At 75.8% G+C, this 26,885-nt stretch carries 24 protein-coding genes; 13 read left to right on the forward strand and 11 right to left on the reverse strand.

The genetic code is table 11. The annotated features are described in order from the left end of the window. Nucleotides 1-420 precede the first annotated feature (420 nt). Complete coding sequence (locus ACFVU7_RS21135; RefSeq protein ID WP_388046432.1) at nt 421-3,099, forward strand: BTAD domain-containing putative transcriptional regulator; 2,679 nt, start codon at nt 421-423, stop codon at nt 3,097-3,099. Between the two features lie 328 nt (nt 3,100-3,427). Continuing rightward, complete coding sequence (locus tag ACFVU7_RS21140; protein WP_387967955.1) at nt 3,428-5,809, forward strand: ATP-binding protein; 2,382 nt, start codon at nt 3,428-3,430, stop codon at nt 5,807-5,809. A gap of 100 nt (nt 5,810-5,909) precedes the next feature. Here the strand turns inward: ACFVU7_RS21140 and ACFVU7_RS21145 are convergent, their stop codons facing one another. Next, nucleotides 5,910-7,187: a serine hydrolase domain-containing protein gene (locus ACFVU7_RS21145; protein ID WP_388046434.1), complete on the reverse strand. Its 1,278-nt coding sequence runs from the start codon at nt 7,185-7,187 to the stop codon at nt 5,910-5,912. Nucleotides 7,188-7,557: 370 nt separating this feature from the next. Between ACFVU7_RS21145 and ACFVU7_RS21150 the strand changes: the two genes are divergently transcribed. Continuing rightward, a complete protein-coding gene (locus tag ACFVU7_RS21150; RefSeq protein ID WP_074004937.1) occupies nt 7,558-8,454 on the forward strand; it encodes an alkaline phosphatase family protein in 897 nt (298 codons plus the stop codon). Between the two features lie 10 nt (nt 8,455-8,464). On the opposite strand, the gene ACFVU7_RS21155 is transcribed toward ACFVU7_RS21150, so the two are convergent. After that, nucleotides 8,465-9,799, reverse strand: a complete 1,335-nt coding sequence (locus ACFVU7_RS21155) for an MFS transporter (RefSeq protein ID WP_388046436.1) — start codon at nt 9,797-9,799, stop codon at nt 8,465-8,467. Nucleotides 9,800-9,884: 85 nt separating this feature from the next. Between ACFVU7_RS21155 and ACFVU7_RS21160 the strand changes: the two genes are divergently transcribed. Then, nucleotides 9,885-10,448, forward strand: coding sequence for a MarR family winged helix-turn-helix transcriptional regulator (locus tag ACFVU7_RS21160; protein ID WP_079272614.1), 564 nt, complete (start codon nt 9,885-9,887; stop codon nt 10,446-10,448). Between the two features lie 85 nt (nt 10,449-10,533). Then, nucleotides 10,534-11,115 carry a hypothetical protein gene (locus ACFVU7_RS21165; RefSeq protein ID WP_388046437.1) on the forward strand — a complete coding sequence of 194 codons (582 nt, stop codon included), beginning with the start codon at nt 10,534-10,536 and terminating at the stop codon, nt 11,113-11,115. A gap of 118 nt (nt 11,116-11,233) precedes the next feature. Here the strand turns inward: ACFVU7_RS21165 and ACFVU7_RS21170 are convergent, their stop codons facing one another. Continuing rightward, a complete protein-coding gene (locus tag ACFVU7_RS21170; RefSeq protein ID WP_388046438.1) occupies nt 11,234-12,301 on the reverse strand; it encodes a trypsin-like serine peptidase in 1,068 nt (355 codons plus the stop codon). Between the two features lie 397 nt (nt 12,302-12,698). Continuing rightward, entirely contained in the window at nt 12,699-13,181 is a 483-nt protein-coding gene (locus ACFVU7_RS21175; RefSeq protein ID WP_049657712.1) for a nuclear transport factor 2 family protein, read from the reverse strand. A gap of 100 nt (nt 13,182-13,281) precedes the next feature. Between ACFVU7_RS21175 and ACFVU7_RS21180 the strand changes: the two genes are divergently transcribed. The 3 genes from ACFVU7_RS21180 (at nt 13,282) to ACFVU7_RS21190 (ending at nt 14,430) form a co-directional block, all read left to right on the forward strand. Continuing rightward, on the forward strand, nt 13,282-13,845 hold the full coding sequence (locus ACFVU7_RS21180; protein WP_049657711.1) for a TetR/AcrR family transcriptional regulator: 564 nt from the start codon (nt 13,282-13,284) through the stop codon (nt 13,843-13,845). 209 nt (nt 13,846-14,054) lie between these two features. Beyond that, nucleotides 14,055-14,198, forward strand: coding sequence for a hypothetical protein (locus tag ACFVU7_RS21185; protein ID WP_158077759.1), 144 nt, complete (start codon nt 14,055-14,057; stop codon nt 14,196-14,198). Then, the gene (locus ACFVU7_RS21190; protein WP_049657709.1) at nt 14,191-14,430 is read left to right on the forward strand and encodes a hypothetical protein; all 240 of its coding nucleotides are present in this window, start codon (nt 14,191-14,193) and stop codon (nt 14,428-14,430) included. Before ACFVU7_RS21185 ends, ACFVU7_RS21190 begins: the two co-directional genes overlap by 8 nt. Before the next feature lie 4 nt (nt 14,431-14,434). Here the strand turns inward: ACFVU7_RS21190 and ACFVU7_RS21195 are convergent, their stop codons facing one another. After that, the gene (locus ACFVU7_RS21195) at nt 14,435-15,718 is read right to left on the reverse strand and encodes a DUF5685 family protein (protein WP_380740424.1); all 1,284 of its coding nucleotides are present in this window, start codon (nt 15,716-15,718) and stop codon (nt 14,435-14,437) included. Nucleotides 15,719-16,064: 346 nt separating this feature from the next. Between ACFVU7_RS21195 and ACFVU7_RS21200 the strand changes: the two genes are divergently transcribed. From ACFVU7_RS21200 to ACFVU7_RS21210, 3 genes are read left to right on the forward strand one after another with little or no spacing between them, the layout of a single operon-like run. Continuing rightward, complete coding sequence (locus ACFVU7_RS21200; protein ID WP_049659259.1) at nt 16,065-16,628, forward strand: helix-turn-helix domain-containing protein; 564 nt, start codon at nt 16,065-16,067, stop codon at nt 16,626-16,628. Continuing rightward, the gene (locus ACFVU7_RS21205; RefSeq protein WP_388046440.1) at nt 16,625-18,163 is read left to right on the forward strand and encodes an MFS transporter; all 1,539 of its coding nucleotides are present in this window, start codon (nt 16,625-16,627) and stop codon (nt 18,161-18,163) included. Before ACFVU7_RS21200 ends, ACFVU7_RS21205 begins: the two co-directional genes overlap by 4 nt. Nucleotides 18,164-18,191: 28 nt before the next feature. Then, nucleotides 18,192-18,884 carry an alpha/beta fold hydrolase gene (locus tag ACFVU7_RS21210; RefSeq protein WP_388046442.1) on the forward strand — a complete coding sequence of 231 codons (693 nt, stop codon included), beginning with the start codon at nt 18,192-18,194 and terminating at the stop codon, nt 18,882-18,884. Between the two features lie 59 nt (nt 18,885-18,943). Here ACFVU7_RS21210 and ACFVU7_RS21215 read toward each other — a convergent pair whose 3' ends face one another. Next, nucleotides 18,944-20,377, reverse strand: coding sequence for a DUF2252 domain-containing protein (locus tag ACFVU7_RS21215; protein ID WP_380744620.1), 1,434 nt, complete (start codon nt 20,375-20,377; stop codon nt 18,944-18,946). Nucleotides 20,378-20,590: 213 nt separating this feature from the next. Here ACFVU7_RS21215 and ACFVU7_RS21220 point away from each other — a divergent pair, with 213 nt between their 5' ends. After that, a complete protein-coding gene (locus ACFVU7_RS21220) occupies nt 20,591-21,019 on the forward strand; it encodes a DUF2809 domain-containing protein (protein WP_388046443.1) in 429 nt (142 codons plus the stop codon). Nucleotides 21,020-21,058: 39 nt separating this feature from the next. Here the strand turns inward: ACFVU7_RS21220 and ACFVU7_RS21225 are convergent, their stop codons facing one another. Together ACFVU7_RS21225 and ACFVU7_RS21230 are read right to left on the reverse strand one after the other, a co-directional pair. Next, nucleotides 21,059-21,841 (reverse strand): SGNH/GDSL hydrolase family protein, encoded by a 783-nt coding sequence (locus ACFVU7_RS21225; RefSeq protein WP_074004931.1) that lies wholly within the window; start codon nt 21,839-21,841, stop codon nt 21,059-21,061. 88 nt (nt 21,842-21,929) lie between these two features. Further along, on the reverse strand, nt 21,930-22,655 hold the full coding sequence (locus ACFVU7_RS21230; protein ID WP_388046444.1) for a hypothetical protein: 726 nt from the start codon (nt 22,653-22,655) through the stop codon (nt 21,930-21,932). Between the two features lie 334 nt (nt 22,656-22,989). Between ACFVU7_RS21230 and ddaH the strand changes: the two genes are divergently transcribed. After that, the gene (gene ddaH, locus ACFVU7_RS21235; RefSeq protein ID WP_049652461.1) at nt 22,990-23,817 is read left to right on the forward strand and encodes a dimethylargininase; all 828 of its coding nucleotides are present in this window, start codon (nt 22,990-22,992) and stop codon (nt 23,815-23,817) included. Here the strand turns inward: ddaH and ACFVU7_RS21240 are convergent. The 3 genes from ACFVU7_RS21240 to ACFVU7_RS21250 are packed head-to-tail and all read right to left on the reverse strand — an operon-like array spanning nt 23,804 to nt 26,720. Then, complete coding sequence (locus tag ACFVU7_RS21240) at nt 23,804-24,550, reverse strand: lactate utilization protein C (RefSeq protein ID WP_387826281.1); 747 nt, start codon at nt 24,548-24,550, stop codon at nt 23,804-23,806. The two genes, ddaH and ACFVU7_RS21240, sit on opposite strands and share 14 nt — an antisense overlap. Then, entirely contained in the window at nt 24,547-25,962 is a 1,416-nt protein-coding gene (locus tag ACFVU7_RS21245; RefSeq protein WP_380744626.1) for a lactate utilization protein B, read from the reverse strand. The genes ACFVU7_RS21240 and ACFVU7_RS21245 overlap by 4 nt, the downstream gene beginning before the upstream one ends. Next, complete coding sequence (locus ACFVU7_RS21250; RefSeq protein WP_375873725.1) at nt 25,959-26,720, reverse strand: (Fe-S)-binding protein; 762 nt, start codon at nt 26,718-26,720, stop codon at nt 25,959-25,961. Before ACFVU7_RS21250 ends, ACFVU7_RS21245 begins: the two co-directional genes overlap by 4 nt. Nucleotides 26,721-26,885 lie beyond the last annotated feature (165 nt).

Genomic DNA, 26,885 nt, shown 5'->3' on the forward strand with positions numbered 1-26,885 from the left:
CCCACCTCGCCCCAAAACCGCACATCACACCCGAAGCGGCCATCGGCCCTCGGGGTGGAGCAGTGTAGTGCGAGAACCTGTCCGGTCCACGCCGGACGGCTGCTCCCGCCCTCGGACGCCCGCCCGCGCGGGGCGCCCACCCCCGGTCCGACCGGGCTCCACGGGGCACCCCTGAGAGGGATGCCGATGGGGCCGGTGACGGTTGCACCGGACGGCCGACGCGGGGCCGTGCCGCCGTGCCCGGCCCGTCCGGAGCGGCGGACGCGGGGCCGTGCCGCGGTGGCCGCCCGGCCAGGAGTCGCGGACGCGGCGCCGGTGTCGTACCGGCCCGGTACCGTACGGCCGACGTCAAGGGCCCGGTCGGCCCTATCCTCGAACCAGCCGGGGAGTCGACGGATGGTGGGGGAGGGGAACGGGCGCGTGCACATCGATCTGCTCGGGCCGGTGGTGGTGCGGCGGGAGGACGGGACGGCGGTGACGCCCTCGGCCCCCAAGCGCCGGGCGCTGCTGAGCGCGCTCGCCGTACGGCTGAACCGGACGGTGGCCACCGAGGAGCTGATCGAGCTGGTCTGGGAGGGCTGCGCGCCGCCCACCGCGCGGGCCGCCCTGCAGGGCCACGTCGCGGCGGTGCGCCAACTGCTGGACGGCTCCGGGCTGGAGCTGGGCACCCGGGGGGCCGGCTACCTGCTGGCCGGTGAGCCCGACCGGGTCGACGTGCTGCGCTTCGGCCGGCTCTGCGAACAGGCCGGCGTGCTGCTCCCCGAGCCCGCCGCCCCGCTGGACGGTGCCCCGCCGGGGACCGCCCCGCCGGAGCCCGCCCCGATGGAGGCCACGCCGGTGGAGGCCGCGCCGGCGGACGGCGCCCCGCCCCTGCTGCGCGCCGCGCTGGACCTGTGGCGCGGCCCGGCGCTCGCCGACTGCGGCTCCGCCCTGCTGCGCGAGCGGACCCTCCCGTACCTGACCGACCTGCGGCTGCGCGCCCTGGAACGGCTGGCCGACGGCCTGCTCCGGGACGGCCGGGGCGGCGAACTGGCCGCCGAACTCGCCGAGGCCGCCGACGGCCACCCCGCCCGGCAGACGCTGGCCGCCCGGCTGGTGCGCTGCCTGGAGCAGGACGGGCGGAGCGCCGAGGCGCGGGAGCGCTACGAGCGCGCGGTGGCCCGGCTCTCCCGGCCGCCCGGCCCGGAGCTGCGCCTGGCCGGCGAGCAGTCCGGCGTCCGACCCGCCGCCGACCGCCGGTTCGTCGGCCGGACGGACGAACTCGCCCGGCTGGACCAGGTGGTGCCCGCCGCCCGGGACGGCCGCCCGATCCTGGTCACCGGCCCCGCCGGGGTCGGCAAGACCAGCCTGGTCCGGCAGTGGACGGCCCGGCGCGGCGACGCCTACTTCCCGGACGGCGTCCTCCACGCCGAGCTGCGCGGCTTCGACCCGGACGGGCCGCGCGAACCCGCCGAGGTGCTCGGCGAGTTCCTCACCGCGCTCGGTACGGCCCCGGACGCCCTGCCCCGCGACCCCGAGGACCGCGCCCGCCGCTACCGCGAACTGGTCGGCGGCCGGCGGATGCTGGTCGTGCTGGACGACGCCGCCTCCTACGAGCAGCTCGCCCCGCTGCTGCCCGACCCGCCGGCCACCGACAGCGAGCCCGCCCCGGTCGCGATCGTCACCAGCCGCAGCCGGCTGCGCCACCTGGTGGTCCGCACCGGCGGCATCCCGCTGCCGCTGGGGGTGCTCGGCCCCGAGGAGGCCGCCGCCCTGCTCGCCCGCGTCCTCGGCGAGGACCGTACGGCCGGTGAGCCGGAGGCGGTCGCGGAACTCGCCGAGCGCTGCGACCGCCTGCCGCTCGCGCTGCGCCTGGCCGCCGCCCGGCTGGCCGCCCGGCCCGACTGGTCCGTGGCCGACCTCGCCGCCGAACTCGCCGACGAGCAGACCGGTCCGGCCGCCCTCTCCGGCACCGGCACCGCCGGCGGCCCGCTCGGCCTCACCGCCGCGCTGGACCGGACGTACCGCACACTGGCGCCCGACGCCGCCCGGCTGTTCACCCTGCTCGGCCTGCACCCCGGCGCGGAGCTCGACACCGACACCGCCGCCGCCCTCGCCGACCTCCCGCCCGCCGCCACCCGCACCCTGCTGACCCGGCTGGACGCCGTCCACCTGCTGGAGGAGAGCGGCCCCGGCCGGTACGCCCGGCGCGAGCTGGTCCGCCGCCACGCCGCCGCGCAGGCCGCCGAACTCACCTGCGACGAACGGTTCCTCGCCCTCGACCGGCTGATCGCCCACTACCTCGACGTCACCGCCGGCTGGACGGCCGGGGGCGCGGCGACCGTGGGCGCGGGGGCCTGGTTCCGCCGCGAGGAGAGCGCCCTGCGCGCGGTGGTGGTCTGCGCCGAGCAGCAGGGACGGCCCGCCGCGGCCTGGCAACTCGCCCACCGGGCCTGCCGGTTGTACGAGACCACCGGCCACGACCGGACGCACTGGCGGGCCGTGGTCGAGGCCGGGCTGCGCGCCGCCCACACCGACCGGGACGAGGCGGCGGTGGCCCGGCTCGCCACCGACCTCGCCGTCCTGCACGTCGACCGCGCGGCCCACCGCACCGCCGCCGACACCCTGGAGCGGGCCGTCGCGGCCGCCGACCGGTCCGGCGACGCGGCGCTGCGCCACCACTGCCGCAGCCGGGTGGCCGCCGCGCTGCTGCGGGCCGGCCGGTACGAGCGGGCGGTGCCCATGCTCGGCGACCTGGTCGCCGCCGCCCGCACCCCCGCCACCGACCACCTGCTGGTCCGCGCGCTCACCGACCTCGCCGACGCGCTGGTCCTGGCCGACGACCCCGGGCCCGCCCTGCGCCACGCCGACGAGGCGGTGCGCGCCGCCACCGCCCGCTCCGGCGGCGCCGAGGCCGTCCTCGCCACCCACAGCCGGGCCCGTGCCCTGCACGCGCTCGGCCGCCGGGACGCCGCGCTCTCCTCGGCCCGGCTCGCCGTCGCCCTAGGCCGCACCGTCGGCGACCCGGCCCTCGAAGCCCGCTCCCACAACCTGCTCGCCGACCTGCTGGACGCCCTCGGGCGCACGGTCGAGGGCGCGGAGGCGAGACGGCCGGCGTAGCGGCCCGGCGCAGGAGGCCGGGGTGGAGGTCCGGCGCAGGGGTCCGGCATGGACCGGGGCCGGCCGCCGGTGGCGGGAATCCGCTGTTCGACCAGCGGAACCACAGGCGGAACTACCGGCGTCCCGCCGCTCGCGGAACCGCCCCCGCCCCGTCGCCCCGCCCGTACCCGTCCCTCCTGACCTGGGCGGATGCCCCGGGAGAGGGCGGAATAGGTGGAACCTCTCCGCCGGGGCATACTTCTGCCTGGAGCGCACCGCGGCGAACCGCCGGAGGCGACTCCAGGCAGAAGTGCGGAACTGCGCAGGACCGAGCGAGTGGGGGCGGGGCATGGCGGCCGGGGGCGGCACGGACACGGACGCGAACGAGTTCAGCCGCCTGCTGGCCGGGCACCGGGTGGCGGCGGGCCTGACCCAGGAGGAGCTCGCCGCGGCGGCCGGGGTCAGCCTGCGCGCCCTGGGGGACATGGAACGCGGCCGCACCCGCGGACCGCAGCGGCGCACCGTACGGGCCCTGGCCGAGGCGCTCGGGCTGGACGGCGCGCAGGCGGACCTGCTGGACCGGGCCGCGCAGTCCGGACGCCCGCGCGGGGCGCGGCCGGCCCCGACGCCCGCCGGAGGCCGGGCCCGGCCCGGCCGGCCGGCCCCGCGCGAAGCCTCCGCCGACTCCACCGCCCGCGCAGCCGGCGCCCGCGACGACGCCCCGCCCGCGATCCCCGCCGAGCTGGGCCAGAGCGCCCTCGCGCTGCCCCGCGACATCGCCGACTTCACCGCCCGCGAGGACGCCCTCGCCCTGCTCGCCCGCCTGGCCGAGGACGAGCGCCCGGCCCACCCGCGCGTGGTGCTGGTCAGCGGTCAGCCCGGCCTCGGCAAGACCTCCTTCGCGCTGCACGCCGCCCACGCCCTGGCCGGGCGCTTCCCGGACGGCCAGCTCTCCCTCGACCTCGGCGGCATGTCCCCGCAGCCGCTGCCCGCCCGGGACGCGCTCGGGCAGGTGCTGCGCGCCCTGGGCGTCGCCGACGCCGCGGTGCCCGCCGGGACGGAGGAGCGGGCCGGCCTCTACCGGGCGCTGGTCCGCGAGCGGCGGCTCGTGCTGGTGCTGGACAACGCCGCCGACGAGAGCCAGGTGCGCCCGCTGCTGCCCGGCTCCGGCCCGGCCGTGACCATCGTGACCAGCCGCAACGTGCTGCCCGGACTGGAGTCGGTGCACCGGCTGAGCCTGGACGTGCTGGCCCCGGCCGAGGCGGCCGGGCTGCTGGCCCGGATCGCCGGCCGCGAGCGGATCGAGGCCGCGCCCGACGCCACCGCCGAGCTGGCCAGGCTCTGCGGCTACCTGCCGCTCGCGCTGCGGATCGCCGGGCAGCGCCTGGTCGCCCGCCCGCAGCAGCCGGTCGCCCACCTGGTGCGCCAGCTCGCCGCCGAGGAGAACCGGCTGGACCTGCTGGAGACCGGCGACCTGGCCGTCCGCCCGGCCTTCGAGCTGTCCTACCGGCGGCTGCCCGCCGAGTCCCAACTCGTCCTCCGCCGCTGCGCGTTGACCGCCGGCCAGGACTTCACCGCGGAGATCGCCGCGGCCTACGCGGGCCGGTCGGCGGCCCGCACCGAACTGGTGCTGGAACAGCTCGTCGACGCCGGACTGATGCAGGCCGCCACCCCGGACCGCTACCGCCTGCACGACCTGGTGCGGCTCTACGCCGGCGAGCGGCTGGCCGCCGACGAGACGGGCCAGGAGCTGGCCGAGGCCCGCACCCGGGCCGGCCGCTGGATCCTCGGCCGGGCGGCCGAGTACGGCCTGCGGTTCGACCCCGACCACGCCACGGACGCGACCGGCACTGGCGGCACCGCCCCCGCGCACCTCACCGAGGCGGCCGCCTGGTTGGAGTACGAGCACCCGGAGTGGCTGGCCGCCCTGCAGCAGGCCCAGCGGGCCGGCCGCCACCGGGAGGTGGTGGACACCGCCGAGGCGATGCACTGGTTCTCCGACCGGCTGCTGAGCTGGGGCATCTGGGCCGAGGTGTTCCAGCTCTCGGCGGACGCCGCCCGCGCGATCGGGGACGAGCGGGTCGAGGCGGTGCACGTCAACTACCTGGCCTGGACGTACGTCACCTGCCTGCACCGCTACCAGCGCGGCATCGAACTGGCCACCGAGGGGCTGGAGCTGGCCCGCGCGGTGGGCGACCGGGAGCAGCAGGGCTGGGCGCTGACCTACCTGGCCTCGGGACTGCGCTACCTCCAGCGGCACCGCGAGGCGACCGACGCCTTCCACCGGGCGGCCGACGCCTTCGCCGAGGTGGCCAACCGCTCCGCGATGATCGGCCGGCTGGTCACCCTGCGGGGCGCCGCCAACTGCCTGCGGGAGTCCGGCCGGGCGGAGGAGGCGGTGGAGTCGCGCCGGCGGGCCCTGGCCGGGGCGCTGGAGCTGGTGGAGCGCTGGTCCTCGCCGCTGATCCACCTGCTGGCGGCCATGACCGCGCACGAACTGGGCCTGGACCGCGCGGCGCTGAAGCGCTGGCCGGCCGCCGAGAAGGCCTACCGGCAGGCCCTGGTGCACTTCGAGGCGGTGGGCCGCCCGGACAGCATGACCAAGACGCTGACCGAGCTGGGCACCGCGCTGATCGAGCAGGGCCGCGCGGAGGAGGCCCGCGAACTGCTCACCGAGGCGCTCACCGACCTGAGCGCGGAGGGCCCCCGGGCGGCGGGCGCCCGGCACTGACCGTTCCCTCCGGGGCCCTGTCCGGTCACGCCGAGCGCCCGCCCCCGGCCGGACCGGAGCGGGCCGGAGGCGGGAGCGGGCGCGGGCCGTACGGCCGGTGTCAGATCCGGGTGTCCTCCACCACCGGCAGCGTGTCGACCGGGGCCGAGCCGACCGGGGCCGAGGCCGGCGCGAAGGCCGTCCGCGGGGCGACGGTGGGCTGCTTGCCGCAGAAGGCCGGCTCCAGGGTGTTCATCAGGCCCTGCGTCACCGCGCCGTTGTTGGAGGCGTTGGCGAAGACCACCACGCTGCGCCGCCCGTCCGGGGTCGTGAAGGACTGGGTGTTGAAGCCCTGCACGATGCCGCCGTGGCCGTACACGTCCCCGCAGGAGAGCGAGATGCGGCGCAGGCCCAGACCGTAGGCGATCTTCGCGGTGGGCGTGGGCAGGGCGGCGGTCATCTGCTGGAGCGAGGCGTCCGAGACGAGCCCGCCCTTGCCGCCGGCCATCAGCGCGGTGAGGAAGCGGTCGAGGTCCCCGGCGTCGGAGATGACGGCCCCGGCGGCCCACACCCAGGAGCCGGTCTGCGCGGTGGAGTCCAGCAGCGGCTTGGTGCGGTCGTCGTTGGTGAGGTAGCCGGTGACGTGGGTGCCGGTGATGCTCTGGTCGGGCACCACGAAGGAGGTCTTGTGCAGGCCGAGCGGCTGGATGATCCGCTCGTTCAGCACCTCCGGGAAGGTCTGGCCGGTGAGGTGCTCGACGGCCAGGCCCATCAGCACGTAGTCGGTGTTGGAGTAGGAGTAGCGGCTGCCGGGGGTCGACTGCAGGCCGTGCCTGACCGACATCGCGACCAGCGCGCGCGGGTCGTACACGGTGCTGCGGATGCGCGCCTCGAACGCGCTGGTGGTCTCCTCGCCGGCCTGCTCCAGCAGGTCGTTGGTGTGGTCGTAGACGCCGGCCCGGTGCTCCATCACCTGGCGGCCCGTCATGGTCCAGCTCTCCGGCAGGGTGTCCGCGGGCAGGTACTCGCGCAGTGGCCGGTCGAGGTCGATCCGGCCCTCCTGCGCCAGCTGCATCACGAGAACGGCGGCGAACATCTTGCTGTTGCTGCCGACCCGGAACCTCCACGAGGAGTTCATCGGGGTCCCGTCCAGGTCGGCCAGGCCGACGTTCACCGAGCGGGTCCGGTCGACGGCGCCGTGGTCGCTGATCACGGCGAAGGCGCCCGGGGCGCCGGCCGCGGTGGTGGCCTGGAGGGCGGTGCGCACACCGGTGAGGTCGGGGGCGGTCGGGTCGGTGGTGTCCTGGCCGGCTGCCGCGGCGGGCAGGGCACCGGTCGCCACCAGGACGGCGCCGGCGGCGGCCACCGCGAGCGGACGCAGAAGGCTGGTCTTCGCCATGTTCCTCGGTTCTCTCGTGAGCTGACGCGGCGTCGGACCGCGCCGTTCGAAGATCACTATCACCGGACCGGGCGGTTGCTGGCAATGTGAACCGGTTCGCCCGCATTTCGCGTTGTCAGTGGCGGTTTCGGCGCGTCGGGGCGGTGGCACCGTTCGTTTCCCGCTCCGGGGCCAAGGTTTCACCTGCCGTCGTCTGCCCGCGTCACCCCGGGGGCCCCATGCTGTTCGGGCGCTTCCGCGCACTCCGGTGCGCCCGCCGCGCCGGCCCTCCCCTCACCGACCACGGAGCTTCCCCACGCCCCGGCCGGGCCGGCGGGGCCGGGGCGGCGTCCTGCTGCCCGCCGGGCCGTCTCCTAGCCGAGGAATTGTCATGACTTCGTCCACAAAGCCCCTGAACCCCCGCTCCCGCCGCACCGCGACCGCGATCGGCTCCGCCGTCGCCCTGCTCGCCGCCTCCGCCGGCCTCTGGGCGGCCACCGCCCCCACCGCCCAGGCGGCCGCGCTGCCCACGCCCGACCACATCGTCGTCGTGGTGATGGAGAACCACGCCTACACCCAGGTCATCGGCAGCAGCAGCGCCCCGTACCTCAACAACACCCTGAAGGCGGGCGGCGCCAACCTCACCCAGTCCTTCGGCATCACCCACCCGAGCGAGCCGAACTACTACGCGCTGTTCTCCGGCTCCACCCAGGGCACCGTCGACGACAGCTGTGTGACGGTCGGCGGCTTCCAGGCGGCCAACCTGGCCTCCGAGGTCATCGCCGCCGGCAAGACCTGGGGCAGCTACAACGAGTCCCTGCCGAGCCAGGGCAGCACCGTCTGCAGCAGCGGCAGCTACGCCCAGAAGCACAACCCGTGGTTCGGCTTCGGCAACGTCCCGGTCAGCTCGGCGAAGACCTTCGCCCAGTTCCCGACCGACTACAGCACCCTGCCGAACGTCTCCTTCGTGGTGCCGAACCTCTGCAGCGACATGCACGACTGCTCGGTCGGCACCGGCGACACCTGGATCAAGAACAACCTGGGCGCCTACGCCACCTGGGCGCAGACCCACAACAGCCTGCTGGTCGTCACCTTCGACGAGGACAACAAGCTGTCCGGCAACCGCATCCCGACCCTGGTCTACGGCGCCCACGTGACGCCCGGCAGCAGCAGCGCCACCACCTACAACCACTACAACGTGCTGCGCACCCTGGAGGACCTGGCCGGCACCACCGGCCACGCGGGCAACGCGGCCTCCGCCGCCGACATCACCGGCATCTGGAACTGACCGGCGGCGATCAGCCCTTGACCCCGGTTCGGGTTCGCGCCCGCGCCTGATCCCGAGCCCGGGCCGGTGGCCGTTCGGTCGGCGGCCCGGGCTCGGGCGCGGTCGTCCGCCGGGCGCCGTACCGCCGGACGCCGGGCACCGCCGCCGTGCCCGCGCAGACCGCCGTCACCAGCCCCGCCGCCGCCAGCAGCGGCACCCGGTCGCCCCAGGCCCCGGCGGCCAGCGGGGCCAGGACGTAGCCGAGCGGGGCGGCGGCCAGCGAGAGCAGCCAGTCGTACGAGGTGACCCGGGCCAGCGTCCCCGGCGGGAAGTCCTGCTGGACCACCGTCTCCCAGAGCGGGTTGAGGAAGCCCAGCCCGGCCATCGCCACCGCCTGCGCGGCCACCGCGACCGGCGCCGGGGCGGGGAGGGCGAGCGCGAGCAGCGGCAGCCCGTACAGCGCGAGGGCGAGGTTGCCGGCCAGCACCGGGCGGCGGGGCCGCAGCCGGGCGGCGACCAGCGAGCCGACCAGCAGGCCCACGGCGCCCGCCTGGGTCAGCGCCACCCAGGCGCCGTCCCCGCCGAGCCGGGTGGCGGCGATCAGCGGGCCAAGGGTGAGCAGCACGGCGCTCGCGCCGTTCCACACCCCGTGGGCGATCAGGCTGGTCCAGTACCAGTCCCGGGAGCGCACCTCGCTCCAGCCCTCGGCGAGGTCCCGGCGCAGCGAGCGCGGGGCGTCGGGCACGGTGTTGTCGGGTGCGGTGTCGTCGGGTGCGGGGTCGCCGGTCGCGCGGTCGACGCGGAGCCGGGCGAGCAGGGCGGCGCTCAGGACGAAGGAGGCGCCGTCCAGGACGAACGCCCAGCCCGGTCCGGCGGTGTACACCAGCAGTCCGGCGAGCGCCGGGCCGCCGAGCCGGGCGGCGCCGGTCGCGGTGCCGAGCAGGGCGTTGGCCCGCAGCCGCAGCTCGCCCCGGACGGTGGCCGCGACCAGCGGCGAGGCGGTGGGCATGGCGAAGGCGGAGGCGATGCCGCCGACGGCCGAGGCGGCCGCGACGTGCGACAGCCGGGGGTGTCCGTCGAGCAGTTCCAGGCCGACGAGCAGCTGGGCGAGGGCCCGGACGAGGTCGGTGCCGAGGGCGACCAGGCGGGGATCGAAGCGGTCCCCGACCACTCCGCCGACCGGCAGGAGGAGCAGCTTCGGCACCATCGCGCAGCCCAGGACCAGGGCGAGCGCGGCGGCCGAGCCGGTGGCGCGGGTGATGGCGATGGCGAGCGCGGCCGGGACGACGGCGTCGCCGAGCGTGGAGACCGTCCGGCCGATGAAGAGCAGGCGGAAGCCGCTCAGGCTCAAGGGGTGTGCTGTCACGCGCCGCACTGTATTTCGGCACCAAAATTTCGGCAACGAATATTTTGACGCCGTCGTTTCTGTGGCGGTTTGTAGACTCCTTCCCATGGCCGAGCACCCTTCCGAACAGCACACTCCGCCCCGCGGCCGGACGGGGCCCCACGACCGGACGGAGCCCCGCGACTGGACGGACGGTCACGTCGACCGCTGGCAACCGGTGCTGCCCGACCTCGACCCGGTCATCGAGGCCTCCGTCACCCGGATGTGGCGGCTCACCCGCCACCTCGGCCGGGTCCGCGAACAGGGCGTCGCCGACTACGGCCTGCACAAGCACGAGTTCGACACCCTGCACGTGCTCGCCGGCCGCGGCGGCCACGCCGCCCCCTCCGACCTGCGGGCCGACCTCAACCTCGCCCCGGCCTCGGTCACCGGCCGGCTGGAGACCCTGGAGCGGCGCGGCTTCGTCCTGCGCACGCCGTCCACGGAGGACCGCCGGAAGGTCGACATCGTCCTGACCGAGGCCGGGCGCGCCGCCTGGCGCAAGGCCCTGGACGTGGTGGGCCGGGAGGAGCAGCGGCTGCTGGGGGTGCTGTCCGAGGAGGAGCGGCGCACACTGGCGGACCTGCTGCGGAAGGTGATGCTCGCTCAGGAGACGACGCCGGAAGGCTAGGCTGCCGCCGCTGTTCCCACGCCGGGGTCGACCCGTGGCGCCCGCCCCTGGTATCGACAGGGGCGGGCGATTCGAACGAGTGCCGGTGCCGGACGGTGTGGGGGCGCGGCCCCGGGACGGGCGGGGCTACCCCGTACCGGCGATCACGCCCTGGCAGGACGGCCTGCCGCAGTTCGCGCTGACCGACTACGGGCGCAGCGCCGAGTGCGCGCTGGAGCGCACGTGCTCGGTGTGCGGGCGGTTCATGGAGCGCGGACCGGTCTGGCGGGTGGTCGGCGCCGCCGAGAGCACGGCGATCGCCGGGGCGCTCGCGGCCGGGCAGCCGTACCGCAACCTCGCGCCCACCATTGAGGGCCCCGGCCACCGGGCCTGCATGCTGTACGCCGCCATGGTCTGCCCGTACCTGGCCCGCCCCAACGCCCGGCGGCGGGCGGGCGCGGCGGGCACGGCGGGTTCGGGGGATCCGGCCGACGAGCTGACCTCGGCCGCCGTCCGGGGTGCGGTGCGCGGCGGCACGGGCGCGGTGGTCGGGTTCGGCGACTACGAGTACGCCGTCACCGGGGCTCAGGTGCTGTTCCGCTTCCTCGACGTGGTCGGGTTCCTGCCGCACGAGTCGGCCGACGAGCACCTGGCCGAGCTGCGCGCCGAGTTGGCGAAGCCCTCGTAGCGTTGGTGGCCCTCCCGGCTTTCGTGGCCCTCGTGGCGCTCGTGGCCCTCGTGGCCCTCGTGGCCCGGTGGCCCGGTCGGCGGGAGGTGCCGGCCGGGCCGGGACGTGGGCCGGAGGGTCAGAGCGCCCGGTTCTGCGCCCAGTCGTAGAGCCGGTGGGCGCTGTCCCCGAGGCGGGTGGCGTACAGCGTGTTGACCGGGCCGCCCGCGAGCTCCTCGGAGGTGGTGGTGACGCCGACGAGGGTGCCGGTCCCGGTGGCCGGGTCGAACCGGGCGAAGTGGGGGCCGCCGCTGGCCCCATGGGACATGTCGCAGGACTCGCCCCACAGGACCGGGGCCTGGGGGCCGGGGCGGGCCGGTCCGGCGCAGTGGATCATGCGCGAGCCGGAGTACGTGGCGGCGGGGTTGTTCAGCCGGTCCTTGGGATAGCCGAAGGTGTGGACGAACTCGCCCTCGGCGGGCGGGGTGAAGGCGATCCGCTGGGCACCGGTGACGTCGGCGATCCGCCGCCCCCCGGTCGAGGGGTTCGCCACCAGGACCCCGGTGTCGTAGCCGGCCACGGCGACGTCGTTCGAGGTCGTCCCGCCACGATCGGCGTCCCAGCGGGAGGAGGTGGCCATGGTCCTGATGCTGAAGCCGCCGAGCGGCTTGGTCCCGTTGCGGTAGCCGGGCACGAAGTAGAGGTTGTGGTTCCAGGTGTCGGCGGTCGCGGGGGCCCCGACGCCCCGCAGGCAGTGCGCCGCCGTGAGCAGCGTGCTGCGGTTGGCGCTGTCGACGACGGTCGCGGTGCAACTGCCGTCGTAGCCGTCGGAGAAGGTGAAGAACAGCCGGCCGACGCTCCGGTCCACCGCTCCGCCGTGGGTCCACACGGCCCCGGGGTCCGGGGTGTCCGCGGGCAGCGGCCGCGGGTCGTCCGAAGTGTTGTCGTCCTCGGGCAGGGGCGTGATCTCGGGGACCAGGGCGCCCGCCAGCTTCATCCGGTCGGGAGTCCAGTAGGCGTCGATCCGGCCGCGCTCCTGCGCGGTCGTGGCGCCGGCGTGCGTCGTGACGGTCTCCCGCTCCGCGGCGAGGGCCGTGTTCGGCAGCAGCACCGCCGCCGTGGTCGCACTCAGCAGGAGGGCGCCCACGGCGGCGAGCCTGCGGGGCATGGCGCGGTCGGTGGTCGGTGTTCCGGGTGTCTTCGGCATGCACGGCACCGTAGGCACGGGATGTCAGGCTCCCGTGTGGATCGGGTCTCGGCCGGCCGTCGAAACGATCAGGTTCCGGTAACGGCGCCCCGGTCCTGTACCGGTGGCCGCCGCTCGGCCTGAGCCAGCATCAGGGCCGGTAGGAGGGCAGGCCCTTGACGGTGGACACCTGGGTCGGCGCGGCCGAGCCGTCGGCGGGCAGGGCGCTGATGCCGTCCGGGGTGCGGACCGCGATGGTCCTGCCGTCGGGGAGCCAGGCCAGGTCGCGGACGACGGTGCCGAAGTCGACTTCGACCTCGACGAGGAGCTTCGCAGGGCGGGGTCAGCAGCGGATGCGGGCCGTGTCACAGCCGTGGAACAGGACGGGCGCGCGCCGTGGCCCGCGCGGGGTGCCGGTTCAGAGGCCGAGGTCGGTGAGGCCTGGGTGGTCGTCGGGGCGGCGGCCGAGCGGCCAGTGGAACAGCCGCTCCGCAGCGGTGATCGGCAGGTCGTTGATCGAGGCATGCCGCTCGGCCATCAGGCCGTTCCGGTCGAACTCCCAGTTCTCGTTGCCGTAGGAGCGGTACCAGTGGCCGTCGCCGTCGTGCCATTCGTAGGCGAAGCGGACCGCGATGCGGTCCCCGCCGTACGCCCAGAGCTCCTTGATCAGGCGGTAGTCCAGCTCGCGCTGCCACTTGCGGGTGAGGAAGTCGGCGATCCGGTCGCGGCCGGTGAGGAACTCGGAGCGGTTGCGCCAGCGGCTGTCCGGCGTGTAGGCGAGGGCGACCCGTCGGGGGTCGCGGGTGTTCCAGGCGTCCTCGGCGGCCCGGACCTTCCGGTGGGCGGTCTCCTCGGTGAACGGGGGCAGGGGCGGACGCTGCTCGGTGCCGGTCTCGGGCATGGATGCTCCTCGGAATGGGCGTTCCGTCGATGAGAACGATCGTTCTCGCTGTTGTGGCTACAGTAGGAGAACCATCGTTCTCACGCAAAGGGCACGGCAGATGGAGCAGGAAGACCCACGGACCCGGATCCTCGACGCGGCCGAGGAGCTGTTCTACGGGCAGGGCGTCCAGTCGGTCGGCATGGACGCCGTCCGGGCCGCCTCCGGCGTGACCATGCGCCGCCTGTACCAGCACTTCCCGTCCAAGGGCGAGCTCGTCGAGGCCTACCTGCTGCGCCGCGACGGCCGCTGGCGGGCGAACCTCGCCGTGTACGTCTCACGCACCGGAGGCTCCCCGAGGGAGCAGCTGCTCGCGGTCTTCGACTGGCTCGGCCGGTGGTTCGCCGAACCCGGCTTCCGGGGCTGCGCCTTCGTCAACTCGCTCGGCGAACTCGGTGCCGTCAGCCCCGCGGTGGTGGCCGCCGCCCGGCACCACAAGGAGGAGTTCGGCGGCTACCTCGCGGGCCTGGTCGAGGCGGCCGGAGCCCCGCCCGCCACCGCCGTCCACCTGACCCTGCTGGCCGAGGGGGCGATCACCAGCGCGGCCGTCCACGGGGATCCGACGGCCGCCGCCGACGCCAGGGAGGCCGCCCGGCTGCTGCTGGACGCGGCACCGGCCCGATAGCCGGCGGCCCCGGCGCGGATGCCGACCGTCCGGCCCGCGGCCGTCACCAGGGCTGTGGAGCAGGTGAGTTGTGGCACCGGGTGGTACCGGGTGGTGCTGGTGGGGTGTCGTCGGATGCGAGCGTTCCGGGCCGAACCGCACCGGGCGAGTGCTTTTCGCTCGAACGCGCGTTTATCGCCCATTGATCGACACCGCCTAGCCTCGGGTGCATGGACGAGAGAACGGCCGAGCGGCCGGGGGCGTTGCCCGAGGGGCGGATGACGGAGCAGGACACCGAGCGGTTCCGGCAGCTGCTGGCGCGGCTGGAGGACTCGCTGGCGGTGGACCGGAAGACGGCGCGGCGCGATGCCTGAGTGCGCCGAGCCGGGCCCGGTGGCGGTGCTGCCGGCGGTGGTCCCGCCGGTCGAGGTCCTGCCGCTCTGGCGGCGGGGCGAGGCCGGGCAGGACCGGAACGCGGACCGGCCCGGGGTGCTGCGGGGGCACCCCGGGCCGGTGGCGGCCGGTCGGTCCGGTCGGTCCGCTCAGGACGGTCAGGCCGGCCGGTCCGGTCAGGACGGGAGGGCCGGCGCGGAGCCGGCGGGCTGACCGGTCAGCTGCAGCCGCAGTCGCAGCAGCAGCCGTCGCAGCAGTCGCACCCGTCGCAGCAGTCCCCGTCACAGCAGTTGCAGCAGTCGCCGCAGCCGGGGTCGCCGCAGTCGCAGCAGTCGTGGCGCTGGCAGAAGCCCTCGCGGCGCTCGCGGCTGAACGGGTCCTCGTGATCGCAGCAGAGCAGCTGGCAGGTGCAGGCCATCAGGGCCCACATCGCGCACCCGGCGAGCAGGTTGCGGGGGTTCGGCGGCTTCTGGCCGGGCGGGGTGAAGCCCGGGCCCTGCGGCACCCACGGCGGGATCGGCGCCTGGCCCGGCGGTGTCTGCTGCGGCGGCGCCTGGTGCGGGTGCTCGCCCGTGGTGGTGCCCGCGGTGGCGCCCGCGGTGGCGCCCGCGGTGTCCGGGCGGCGGCAGCTCGCCGTGTGCCGGGCGCGCCCGAAGACCCGCTCCACCGCGCGGTCGGTCTCGTGTCCGAGCAGGACGTGTACGAGGGTGCGGTCGGTCAGGTCGACCTCGCGCAGCGCGAGCCGGATGCCGTGGACGGCGTCGCGGCAGAGCCGTTCGGCCTCGGCGCGGTCGGTGCCGGTGGCGGTCAGCGGGTTCCAGGCGCCCGAGGCCGCGTCGGCGGCCTGGTCCTCGGCGGCGTCGAGGAGGTGGGCGAGCCGGCCGAACAGCCGCCCGGCCTCGGCGAGCGGGGCGGCGTTGCCGGGGCGCCCGGCGATCACGGCGGTGTGCGCGAAGGCGGCCGAGGTGGCGGTCTCGGTGGGCTCGGTGACCAGCAGGACGGAGCCGCCGGGGCGCAGCGAGCGCTCCAACTCGCCCTGCCGGGAGGCGGCGTCGAGCAGTACGGCGGTGTCGAAGCCGACGGCCGAGGCGCTGCCCGCGCTCTGCCGGTCCCAGCGCCGGGTGACGGCCCGGGCTCCGGCGGCGACCGGGCGGCGGGCGAAGACGCCGTCGCGGTCCTCGACGTGGTCGCGGATCTTGACCGAGGCGAGCGCCAGCGAGACGGCGGCGGCGAGCCGGGCGCCCTCGCCCTTGGCGACGGAGGCGGTGCGCATGCCGCGCAGCGGGCACGGTCCGGCGGTGCGGCGCCAGGAGGAGTCCTCCCGGGCGGCCTGGGCCTCGACCAGGACGGAGATGATCAGACCGTCGTAGTTGGTCGCCGTCCGGGCGAGCTGTCCGTGGTCGTCCCGCAGCGCGAGGCAGAGCCCGCACAGGTGGGCCATCCAGGAGGTCTGCAGGCGCTCGGACAATCGATGCCTACACGGTCTGATGATGCCGAACACGTTGGTCCCCCTCGCCTTACGGGCCGCCGACCGGCCACGATTCGCCGCACATCATATGATCAGCGCCCCTCCTGGCAGCCGAGGTCCCGTCAAGCCGCCGCCCGACGGCCGGGCGCGCACCCCGCCCGGCGTCCGCGTGCACCTCGCCCTGCCCGGTGTCCGCGCGCACCTCGCCCCGCCCCGGTGTCCGCGTGCACCTCGCCCTGCCCGGTGTCCGCGCGCACCTCGCCCCGGCTCGGGGCGCCGCGTGCGCCGGGGCGGGGCTGCCGCCCGAAGGCTTCCGACGATCCGGGCCCCGGGTCCGACCCCGGTGAGTGGATCTCATATCCGGGATAGCATCGCGAATATGGGAATCGACGCGGCCGCCGACGAGCGGCTGGCACAACGACTCGCCGAGCTGAGGCTGGAACGCGGGTGGACCTTGGAGGAGTTGGCACGGCTGGCGGACGTCAGCCGGTCGACGCTGTCCCGGGTGGAGCGGGCGGAGGTCAGTCCGACGGCCGCGCTGCTCGGGCGGCTCTGCGCCGTGTACGGGCGGACCATGTCCCGGCTGCTCGCCGAGGTGGAGTCCGGTCCGGCCCGGCTGGTGCGGGCCGGGGAGCAGCAGGTGTGGCGGGACGGGACGACCGGGTTCGTCCGCCGGTCGGTCTCGCCGCCGCACGGCTCGCTGCGCGCGGAGATCATCGAGGGCCGGCTGCCGGCCGGCGCGGACATCGCCTACGACCGCGCCTGCACGCCCGGCCGGGAGCACCACCTCTGGCTGCTGGAGGGGAACCTGGAGCTGACCGTGGACGGTGAGCCGCAGCCGCTCGGCCCCGGCGACTGCCTGCGCTACGTCGGCAGCACCAGCCGCTTCCGCAGCCTCGGCCCGGGCGAGGCCCGGTACGCGCTGGTGGTGGTCGAGCCGTGAGCGCCGCCACCGGGCCGATAGCGAAGGAGCCCGAGGAGAGCCCCGGGAACGGCGGGGCGCCCCAGGAACCCGGGAAGCCCGGGGGCCCCAAGGAGCGCTTCGACGCCGCCGGGCGCCGGGTCCTGCTGGTCTGCGTCGCGGGCGGCTTCACCACGCTGCTCGACCAGTCCGTCCTCAACACCTCGATCCCCGCCCTGCGCGAGACCCTGCACGCCGGGCCCGCCGACCTCCAGTGGATCGTGGCCGGCTACTCGCTCGCCTTCGGCCTCGCGCTGATCCCCGGCGGGCGGCTGGGCGACGTCAGGGGCCGCAAGTGGTTCTTCGTCACCGGCCTCGCCCTGTTCACCCTGGTCAGCCTGGTCTCCGCGACCGCCACCGAGCCCGGGGTGCTGATCGCCGCCCGGCTGCTCCAGGGCGTGGGCGCCGGCCTGGTCAACTCCCAGATGATCGGCACCCTCCAGGACGTCTTCGACGGCCAGTTGCGGGCCCGCGCCCTCGGCATGTACGCCGTCACCGGCGGCCTCGCCTTCACGCTCGGCCCGCCGATCGGCGGCGCGGTGCTGGCCCTGGCCGGCCCCGAGCACGGCTGGCGGCTGACCTTCCTGCTCAACGTCCCCTTCGGTCTGGCCACCGTCGCCCTGGCGGCCCGCCACCTGCCGAGGCCCCGCCCCAGCGCCCGGAACGCCGACCTCGACGTCCTCGGCCTGCTGCTGGTCGGGGCGCTCACCCTGGCCCTGATGCTGCCCTTCGTCCGGCCGCCCGGCTGGACCGGCTGGCTCGCCTTCGCGGCCGCCGCCCTGCTGCTGCTCGGCGCGCTCGCCTGGTGGCAGCGGCGCTACGCCCGGTCCGGCGGCCACCCGCTGATCCACCCGGCCCTCACCCGCTCCGCGCCGTACGCGCTCGGAACGGCCACCGCGATGGCCCAGTTCGGCTCCTCGCTCGCCGCCTCGCTGGTCCTGACCATGTTCCTCCAGGACGGCCTCGGCCTCTCCCCGATGGGCGCCGCGCTGGTCGCGCTGCCCTCCGCCGTGGCCATGGGCGTGGCCTCCGCGCTCGCCTGGCGGGTCGTCCAGCGCTACGGCCGACGCACCGTCACCGTCGGGATGGTCGGCTCCGCGCTCGCCATGCTGCTCAGCGGACTGCTCGCGCACTGGGCGCCCGCCGCCGTGCTGCCCTGGCTGCTGGCCCTGCTGCAACTGCTCGGCGGCGCCTCGGTGGGCCTGATGGGCTCCACCAACCAGGCGTACGTGCTGCGCCACGCGCCCGCCGAGGCGGCCGGCGTGAGCGGGGCGATCCTGCAGATGGCCCAGCGGATCGCGGCGGCCGTCGCGGTCTCGGCCCTGTCCGGGGTCTACCTGCGGGAGACCGTCGGCGGCGGCGGGCACCGCTCCGCCTACCTGACGGCGAGCGTGGTGTGCGCCGCGGTGGCCGGACTCGCCGTCCTGGCCTCGGTGTTCGCCGGCCGCGCCACGGCCCGCGAGCAGCGCGACGGCGGACCGGTCGCGGTGAGCCGAGGGCGAACACCGGTCCGTTAGGCGGTGGTCGGCGCGTACCGTGGCGGGCATGACCGACGTACGGACCCGGACCGTGGACCTGCCCGAGGTGAGGCTCGCCTACCGCGAGAGCGGACGGCCCGGCGGCCCGCCGCTGGTGCTGCTGCACGCCCTCGGCGAGCGCGCCGCCGACTGGGACACCGTCCTGCCGGAGCTCGCTCCCGGCCACCACGTGTACGCGCTCGACCTGCGCGGCCACGGCGACAGCGCCCGCACCGCCGCCTACGCGCTGGAGGCGATGCGGGACGACGTGCTGGCCTTCCTCGACGCCCTCGGACTCGCCCGCGTCGACCTGGTCGGCCACTCGATGGGCGGCGCCGTCGCCTACCTGCTCGCCCAGGCCGCGCCCGAGCGGATCGACCGGCTGGTCCTGGAGGAGATCCCCGCGCTGTACCCGCGCCCGGCGAGCGCGCCGCCCGAGGACCCGGACCCGGACGTGCACTTCGACTGGGCGGCGGTCCGGGCGGTCAGGGCCCAGCTCGACGACCCCGACCCGGCCTGGCGGGAGGGGCTGGCCGGGATCACCGCCCGCACCCTGGCCGTCGCCGGCGGCCCGGCCAGCCACGTCCCGCAGGAGCGGATCGCCGAACTCGCCCGGCTGATCCCGGACTGCCGCCTGGTCACCGTCGAGGCCGGGCACCTGGTGCACGGTGCCCGGCCCGCCGGGTTCGTCGCCGCGGTGGCGCCGTTCCTGGCCCGCTGAGCCGCCGGGCCGCTGCCGTCGAGTGAGGCGGACGCCGGGCGGGGCGGGCGGCGGATCGGTCAGACGCCGTGCTCGACGGGCAGCCGCCCGTTGCGCACCGCCGTCAGCAGGTCGGCGTGGTCGGCCTCGGTGCGGTCGGCGTAGGCCACCGCGAAGGCGGCGACGGCCTCGTCCAGCGCCTCGCTCTTGCCGCAGTACCCGGCCAGCAGGTCCGGGTCGGCGGTGTGCGAGTGCGCCCGGGCCAGCAGGGCGCCGGTGATCCGGGCGTAGTCGTCCAGCTGGCCAGGCAGCAGCGCCGCCGGGTCGACACTGCCCTTGCGGTTGCGGAACTGCCGTACCTGGTACGGGAGTCCGTCGACCGTGGTCCAGCCCAGCAGGGTGTCGCTGACCACCTGCATGTGCTTCTGGCCGAGCACCACCCGGCGGCCCTCGTGCCCGTCCGCCGCGGGCCGCGGCCCGGCCGGCAGGTACGGCAGCAGCGCGGACGGGCGGGCCTCCTTCACCTGCAGCACCAGCGGCTGGTCCCGGTGGTCGGTGAGCAGCACCACGTACGAGCGGGTGCCCACGCTGCCGGTGCCCACCACCCGGAACGCCACGTCCTGCACCCGGTAGCGGGACAGCAGGGTGCGGACCTCGGCCGGAACCGTCTCGACGTACGGGCCGAGCGCGTGCGCGACGGCGCGGGCGGTCGCGTCGGTCACCTCGGTGAGCACCGGGGGAGCGGCCGTGAACCGCCAACCGCCGTCCGCGGTACGGGCGGTGCTGCGGGCGGCGAACCGGGCGCTGGTGTTGCCGAGCGCCTTCGCGCCGACCTTGCGCAGCACCTCGGCGAGGTCGTGCGCCTCGGCGAAGGAGACCAGCTGCTCGTCCGCGATGGCGTTCCAGGCGTCCAGCCCGGGCAGCTTGGCGAGCGTGCGCACCGTCCGGCGGTAGGAGCCCGCCACGTGCTGGGCGGCCTCGCGCGCGGTGGTCTCGCTCGCCCCGGCCTCCCGGGCGGCCAGCACCAGGCTGGCGGCGAGCCGCTTGAGGTCCCACTCCCAGGGGCCGGGGACGGTCTCGTCGAAGTCGTTGATGTCCAGCACGATCTGGCCGCGCGCGTCGCCGTACAGGCCGAAGTTCGCGGCGTGCGCGTCCCCGCAGAGCTGCGCGCCCACCCCGGTCACCGGGGTGCCCGCGAGGTCGGCGGCCATCAGCCCGGCCGAGCCGCGCAGGAACGCGAACGGGCCGGCGGCCATCCGGCCGACCCGGATCGGCACCAGCCGGGCTATTCGGCCGGCGTTGGAGGCCTCCAGCGCGGTCACGGCCGTCGGCCGGTCGGGTGCGGGCGCGAACTCCGCGTGCCGCTCCCGGGGCACCCGGGTCCGCAGCTCCTTGCCGCGCTCCCGCGCCCGCCCGTCCTGCGCCGGGGCGAACCCGGCCACCGCGAACCCGCGCCGGGTCCGCTCGTCCCGCCCCGCCGCCGACCCCGACCCGGCCGCCTCGGCCCCACCCACGTGCGCCACTGTCCCCGCCCGTCCCTTCCGGTCCTCGCCCCGCCCGCGACCTGCGCGGACGTTTCATCGGGGGGAGTGACGTACGGGGTGGCGCGGTGGTTCCGGGAGGGGAGGGTCCGCTTGTGGGTCGCGGGGGTGGTGCGGGGGCGGCGGGGCGTGCGTGGGGCGCGGGGCCGGGGCGGAGCCCGTCGGGTGCGGGGTAGCGTGGGGCGGGTGAACGATCTCGGGGGGAGCGGTTCCCGGGCGCTTCGGCGCACGCGCCTGGCGGCCGCGTCGGCGGCGGCGCTGACCATGGCGGCCGGGCTGGGTGTGCGGGCCGTGTTCGGCGGGGACTTCGCCAAGTGCGCCGGGGACGCGCTCTACACCGTCCTCCTGTACGCCCTGCTCGTGCTGGCCGCGCCGAGGCTGCGCCCCGGCCGGGCCGCCGCCGTGGCCGCCGCGCTCAGCTGGGCCGTGGAGCTGTTCCAGCTGACCGGACTGCCGGACGCCTGGGGGCGGCACAGCACCCTGGCCCGGCTGGTGCTGGGCTCGACCTTCAATCCGCCGGACCTGCTCTGGTACCTGGTCGGCGCGGGCTGCGCCGGGGTGCTCCACCGGGTGCTGCGGACCTCCCGGGTCGCGGCACCCGGCGGAGCCGTCTGAACGCGGCCGCCCGGCCCGGGCGAGCGGCCTGACGGACCGTCAGAGCGGGAGCAGGTCCGGCCGCTTGGGCTCGACGTGGTCGCCCGAGGACTCGCCGCGCAGGCGCCGGCCGACCCAGGGCAGCAGGTACTCGCGGGCCCACTGGATGTTCTCCCGCCGCTGGTCGGCGGGGGTGAGCGCCTGGGCGTCCGGCCACGGGGCCTCCGGGTCCTGCGCGGTGCGCAGGCCCAGCGAGCGGGCGGCCAGCAGGGCGACCCGCTGGTGCCCCTCGGGGGACAGGTGCAGGCGGTCCTCGCTCCACGCGCGGCGGTCCTGCACCGCGCGCAGCGACCACAGGTCGGCCACCTTGCAGCCGTTGCGGTCGGCGACGGCGCGCATGTGCCCGTTGTAGGTGGCGATCTTGCCGCGCAGGTGCTTCAGCAGCGGCACGTCCTTGGTGTCGAAGCCGGTGCAGATCAGCACCGTCCCGGCGCTTTCGGTGAGTTGGACGACGGCGGCCTCGAAGCGCTCGGCCACCTCGTCCGGGTCGGCGCCCGGTCGGAGGATGTCGTTGCCGCCCGCGCAGAAGGTGACCAGGTCGGGCTGGAGGCGCTGGACCTGCGGCACCTGCTCGGCGGTGATCTGGTCCAGCAGCCGGCCGCGCACCGCGAGGTTGGCGTAGCGGAAGGCACCCGGCGGGCGCCCGTCGGCGAGGATCCCGGCGAGGCGGTCGGCCCAGCCGGCGAACCTGCCGTCGACGCCGGGGTCGTTCAGACCCTCGGTGAAGCTGTCGCCGATGGCGGCATACGAATCGAGGTCAAGGGTCTCCTGGAGATTCGGCATGAAAGAGATAGTTCACCCAATCAAGTGACCTACGCCACCGTAGGTGACTCCGGCGGCACGTGAGATGGACCACGTGCCCCCGTGGGCCCTATGAACCCGGGGGTAGTTCCCACACGGTCACGTCCAATGTGGTCCGGCCGTCGTTTCCCGCGCTGCGCGCCGTGAAGTACCCGACCCGCATCTTCGCCGTCCCGAAACACGCCATGGAACCGGGCCGCACGGTGACGGTCTGCTGCCCGAGGACGGTGTTGAGCTTGTGCCGGCAGTCCTCCCGGCTGGGTGGGTTCGGCCCGGGCCAGGGGATGACCGCCTGGCCCGTGACCTGGTTCTGTTCGCACCCGGCGGCGCATTGGAGCCTGAGGTCTCCGGTGGGCGAGATCCCCGGCGGCACCGAGTCGAGCCCGTATCCCCAGATGATCCGCCCGCTGCTCATGCCGGTGTCGAGGGTGAGCTGTCCCTGCCACTGGACCGGCACGGACACCGGTCCGGACGCGGGTGCCGGGCTCGGGGTCGGGGTCGGCGCCGGAGGCAGCACGGGCTCCGGAGGCGAGGGAGCCGGTGGGGAACCCGGCGACGCGGAGGAGACGGGGGGCGACGGCGATCGGCCGTCCCGGGCCAGGTCCGCGCCCGAGAGCTGCCCCCGGACGAGCAGCAGGCCCGACCCGAGGCCCACCAGTGCTCCGAGGAGCAGCAGGCCGATCCAGAGGGCCCGCCGATCGGGTGGCGGCGGCTGGGGAGGATGGATGTTGGCCACGCCGGCCTGGACCACGTTGCCGTGGATGGTGCTCTCGCCGATCCGGCTCGTGGCGTTCACGTCTCGGTCGTCGTTCCCCAACGCCTGCCCCCGACTGCCGGTCCGCCGTCCACTCGGATGCTGTCTACCCCCGGGGCGTCCGGGCGGAACTCCGGCCGGACTCCGGACGACCCGAGGCGCCGGGCCCGCCGGTGGCGCGGTCCGCCGGCCGACGCCGGAGGGTCGGTGCGCCGGTGCCTGCGCCGGGTGCGCGGGGGCGTGCGACCGCTGGGAGCGCCCACCCGGGTGTGCGAACGGTTCCGTCGGGGCAGCCGCCTTGGGAACGAAGGTGTTCGGCCCCGTGAACCCCGAACTCCGTGCGACGAACTCCCCGCGATCCAAGGATGGTTGAGCCATGCTCACGCAGACCCCGGAGCGCCACGCCCGGCCTCGGCGTTACCTGATGTGCCGGCCGACGCACTTCACCGTGGACTACGCGATCAACCCGTGGATGGACCCCGCCCAGCCCACCGACACGGCGCTCGCCCTGCGCCAGTGGGAGCGGCTCTACTGGACGTACCGCCGGCTCGGCCACACCGTCGAGCTGATCGACCCGGTGCCCGGCCTGCCCGACATGGTGTACGCCGCCAACGGCGCCACCGTCCTGGACGGCCGCGCCCTGGTCGCCACCTTCCGCTACCCGGAGCGGGCCGCCGAGTCGGAGGCCTACCTGGCCTGGTTCCGCGAGCGCGGCTACCGCGAGGTGCGCCGGGCCGGGCACGTCAACGAGGGCGAGGGCGACCACCTGGTGGTGGGCCGCCGGGTGCTCGCCGGGACGGGCTTCCGCACCTCGCGCGCCGCGCACGCCGAGGCCGGTGAGCTGTTCGGCGTCCCGGTGGTCAGCCTGACCCTGGTCGACCCGCGCTTCTACCACCTGGACACCGCGCTGGCGGTGCTCGCCGACGACCACGTCATGTACTACCCGGAGGCCTTCGACGCCGACAGCCGTTCGGTGCTACGCGCGCTCTACCCGGACGCGATCCTCGCCGACCGGGCCGACGCCGAGGTGTTCGGGCTCAACGCGGTCTCGGACGGCCGCCGGGTGCTGCTGCCGGAGGCCGCCAAGAACCTGGCCGGCCGGCTGACCGAGCACGGCTACCAGCCCGTCCCGGTGGACGTCTCGGAGCTGCTGAAGGGCGGCGGCGGGGCGAAGTGCTGCACCCTGGAGCTCAGGCCGGAGTGACGGTGCCGCCCCCGGTGCCGCCCCGGATGCCGTGCCGGGCGTCGTCCGGCTCCGGCGCCGCGGTGACCAGCAGCACCTCCAGGGTGCGCGGCCCGTGCACCCCCTCCACCCGGTCCAGCTCGATGTCGCTGGTGGCGGACGGCCCCGAGATCCAGGTCTGCGGCCGTACTGGATCGAGCAGGGGCAGCGCGAGCGGCACCGAGGCGACGACCTGCTCCGGGGCCCGCACCACGCAGACGTGGTGGTCGGGGACGAGCGAGAGCAGCCGTCGCCCCTGGCCCGGTCCGGCGTCCAGCACGATCGTCCCGGTCTCGGCGACGGCCAGCGCGCAGCCGGTCACCACGCTGTCCACGGCGTCCAGCCGGGCGGCGGTCAGCGTCCCGTCGTCCGGGAGGAGTTCGACCCCCTCGGCCTCGGCCGCGGTGAGCCAGTCGGCCGGCAGCCCGGCCGGCACCACGACCGTCCGGCTGCCCCGCTCCACCAGCAACCCGGCGATCCGGCGCGGCAGTTCGTCCTCGTGGCAGCGGTGCACCAGGGCCCGGTAGTCGGCCAGGTTGCGGTGCAGCAGGTCGAGCACCGCCGCCGGGTCGTCCGTCGGCACGTGCGCCGTCAGGTAGTCGCGGGGCAGCGGCTGTTCGGCCACCCCGGCGGCGTCGCCGAGCGCGGCCCGGATCCGGCCGAGCACCAACTCCCGTGAGTTCGAAGGCCGTTCGGGCCGGTCGGATGCGGTCATGTGCGGTTCCTCCGCCACCAGTCGCGGAACGGTTCGGCCGGCACCTCCGGCAGGTCCCGGGTGTCGGTCCAGGCCCGCCCCGGCCCGGGCAGCCGGCGCGGGTGCAGCGACCGGGTGCGCCCGGCCAGCCGCTCGGCGGCGGCGAGCGCCGCCGGGTGGTCCAGCACGAACCCGGCGGCGGCCATCGCGGCCCGCTCCAGCGGGTGCCCGCCCTGCTCGGCGACCCGCTCGCGCAGGTGCACCAGCACCTCGGGGATGTCGATCGCCACCGGGCAGACCTCGTAGCAGGCCCCGCAGAGCGAGGAGGCGTACGGCAGCGAGGCGTCCACCGGGCTCGCGGTGCCGCGCAGTTGGGGCGTCAGGATGGCGCCGATCGGCCCCGGGTAGACCGAGCCGTAGGCGTGCCCGCCGGCCCGCTCGTACACCGGGCAGACGTTGAGGCAGGCCGAGCAGCGGATGCAGCGCAGCGCCTGGCGGCCGACCTGGTCGGCCAGCGCGGTGGTACGGCCGTTGTCCAGCAGCACCAGGTGGAACTCGGACGGGCCGTCGCCCTCCGTCGTCCCGGTCCAGAGCGAGGTGTACGGGTTCATCCGCTCGGCGGTGGAGGAGCGGGGGAGCAGCTGGAGGAAGACCTCCAGGTCCCGCCAGGTCGGCACGACCTTCTCGATCCCGACCACCGAGATCAGCGTGCGCGGCAGGGTGAGGCACATCCGGCCGTTGCCCTCGGACTCGACCACCACCAGGGTGCCGGTCTCGGCCACCATGAAGTTGGCGCCGGAGACGGCGACTTCGGCGCGCAGGAACTTCTCCCGCAGGTGCAGCCGGGCGGCCTCGGCGAGTTCGGCGGGCGAGTCGGTGAGGCCCCTGGGCGCCGGGCGGCCCCAGGAGGCCATCCGCTCGGCGAAGACCTGCCGGATCTCCGCCCGGTTGCGGTGGATCGCCGGTACCAGGATGTGCGAGGGCCGGTCGTCGCCCAACTGCACGATCAGCTCGGCGAGATCGGTCTCGTAGGCGGTGATCCCCTCGGCCGCCAGCGCCTCGTTGAGCTCGATCTCCTGGGTGGCCATCGACTTGACCTTGACGACCTCGGTCCGCCCGGTGGCCTTGACCAGTCCGGCGACGATCCGGTTGGCCTCCTCGGCGTCGGCGGCCCAGTGCACGGTGCCGCCGGCCGCCGTGACGGACTCCTCCAACTGCACCAGGTAGCGGTCGAGGTGGCGCAGCGTGTGGTCCTTGATCGCCTTCCCGGCGGCGCGCAGCCGGTCCCAGTCGGCGAGTTCGGCGACCGCCCGGGCCCGCTTGTCGCGGATGGTGCGGGTGGCGTGCCGCAGGTTGGCGCGCAGCCGCTCGTCCCGTACGGCCTTGGCGGCGGCCTGCGGGAAGGCGGGCATGCCGAGGAACGTACCGCTCACACGGGCCTCCAGGGGTGCTCCTCGGTGCTGGCCAGGATCTCCGCCAGGTGCAGCGGCCGCAGCGGCGCGCCCCGGCGGCGCAGGGTGCCGCCGAGGTGCAGCAGGCAGGAGTTGTCGGCGCCGCAGAGCACGCGGGCGCCGGTGCCGAGCGCGTTGGCGATCTTGTCCTCGGCCATGGCCGCCGAGACCGCCGCGTTCTTGACCGCGAAGGTGCCGCCGAAGCCGCAGCACTCCTCGGCCCCGGGCAGCTCGACCAGCTCCAGGCCCTCGACGGCGCCCAGCAGCCGGCGCGGGCGCCCGCCGAGGCCGAGCAGGCGCAGGCCGTGGCAGGAGGGGTGGTAGGTGACGGTGTGCGGGAAGTACGCGCCGACGTCCTCGACGCCGAGCACGTCGGTCAGGAACTCGGTCAGCTCGACCACCCGGGGCACCAGGTCGGTGGCCAGGTCGGCGAGTTCGGTGCCCCGGCCCTCGGCGGCGGCCCTGGCGCCGATCCGGGGGTAGTTGTCCCGGACCATCGCCACGCAGGAGCCCGAGGGCGTCACCACGTGGTCGTACCCGGCGAAGGCCTTCGCGGTCCGTCGGACCAGCGGCTCGCAGCCCCTGCGGTAGCCGGTGTTGTACTGCGGCTGCCCGCAGCAGGTCTGCCCGGCGGGGAAGTCCACCGTCACGCCGAGCCGTTCCAGCAGCCGGACGGTGGCCACCGCCGTGGCGGGGAACAGCGCGTCGTTGACGCAGGTGGCGAACAGCGCGACCCGCATCCGGGCTCCCTTCTGCCGAACCGGACCCCCGCCGGACGCCCGAACCGCCGGACGCCGGAAGCCGAACAGCACCGGACCGCTCGTGATCGTACCGAGCGGACCGGTGCCGCGGTGGGACTTCGGCCGTGCGACCTCGGCCGGGGACGTCAGCCCCCGGGACTCACG

The sequence above is a fragment of the Kitasatospora sp. NPDC058046 genome (genome assembly GCF_042885595.1).
Taxonomy (GTDB): domain Bacteria; phylum Actinomycetota; class Actinomycetes; order Streptomycetales; family Streptomycetaceae; genus Kitasatospora.

Bases quoted from the DNA above. Each gene is read 5' to 3' on its own strand.
- ACFVU7_RS21140 (WP_387967955.1), top strand. From the start codon at position 3,428: ATGGCGGCCGGGGGCGGCACGGACACGGACGCGAACGAGTTCAGCCGC.
- ACFVU7_RS21145 (WP_388046434.1), bottom strand. From the start codon at position 7,187: ATGGCGAAGACCAGCCTTCTGCGTCCGCTCGCGGTGGCCGCCGCCGGC.
- ACFVU7_RS21150 (WP_074004937.1), top strand. From the start codon at position 7,558: ATGACTTCGTCCACAAAGCCCCTGAACCCCCGCTCCCGCCGCACCGCG.
- ACFVU7_RS21160 (WP_079272614.1), top strand. From the start codon at position 9,885: ATGGCCGAGCACCCTTCCGAACAGCACACTCCGCCCCGCGGCCGGACG.
- ACFVU7_RS21170 (WP_388046438.1), bottom strand. From the start codon at position 12,301: ATGCCGAAGACACCCGGAACACCGACCACCGACCGCGCCATGCCCCGC.
- ACFVU7_RS21175 (WP_049657712.1), bottom strand. From the start codon at position 13,181: ATGCCCGAGACCGGCACCGAGCAGCGTCCGCCCCTGCCCCCGTTCACC.
- ACFVU7_RS21180 (WP_049657711.1), top strand. From the start codon at position 13,282: ATGGAGCAGGAAGACCCACGGACCCGGATCCTCGACGCGGCCGAGGAG.
- ACFVU7_RS21185 (WP_158077759.1), top strand. From the start codon at position 14,055: ATGGACGAGAGAACGGCCGAGCGGCCGGGGGCGTTGCCCGAGGGGCGG.
- ACFVU7_RS21190 (WP_049657709.1), top strand. From the start codon at position 14,191: ATGCCTGAGTGCGCCGAGCCGGGCCCGGTGGCGGTGCTGCCGGCGGTG.
- ACFVU7_RS21200 (WP_049659259.1), top strand. From the start codon at position 16,065: ATGGGAATCGACGCGGCCGCCGACGAGCGGCTGGCACAACGACTCGCC.
- ACFVU7_RS21210 (WP_388046442.1), top strand. From the start codon at position 18,192: ATGACCGACGTACGGACCCGGACCGTGGACCTGCCCGAGGTGAGGCTC.
- ACFVU7_RS21225 (WP_074004931.1), bottom strand. From the start codon at position 21,841: ATGCCGAATCTCCAGGAGACCCTTGACCTCGATTCGTATGCCGCCATC.
- ddaH (WP_049652461.1), top strand. From the start codon at position 22,990: ATGCTCACGCAGACCCCGGAGCGCCACGCCCGGCCTCGGCGTTACCTG.
- ACFVU7_RS21240 (WP_387826281.1), bottom strand. From the start codon at position 24,550: ATGACCGCATCCGACCGGCCCGAACGGCCTTCGAACTCACGGGAGTTG.
- ACFVU7_RS21250 (WP_375873725.1), bottom strand. From the start codon at position 26,720: ATGCGGGTCGCGCTGTTCGCCACCTGCGTCAACGACGCGCTGTTCCCC.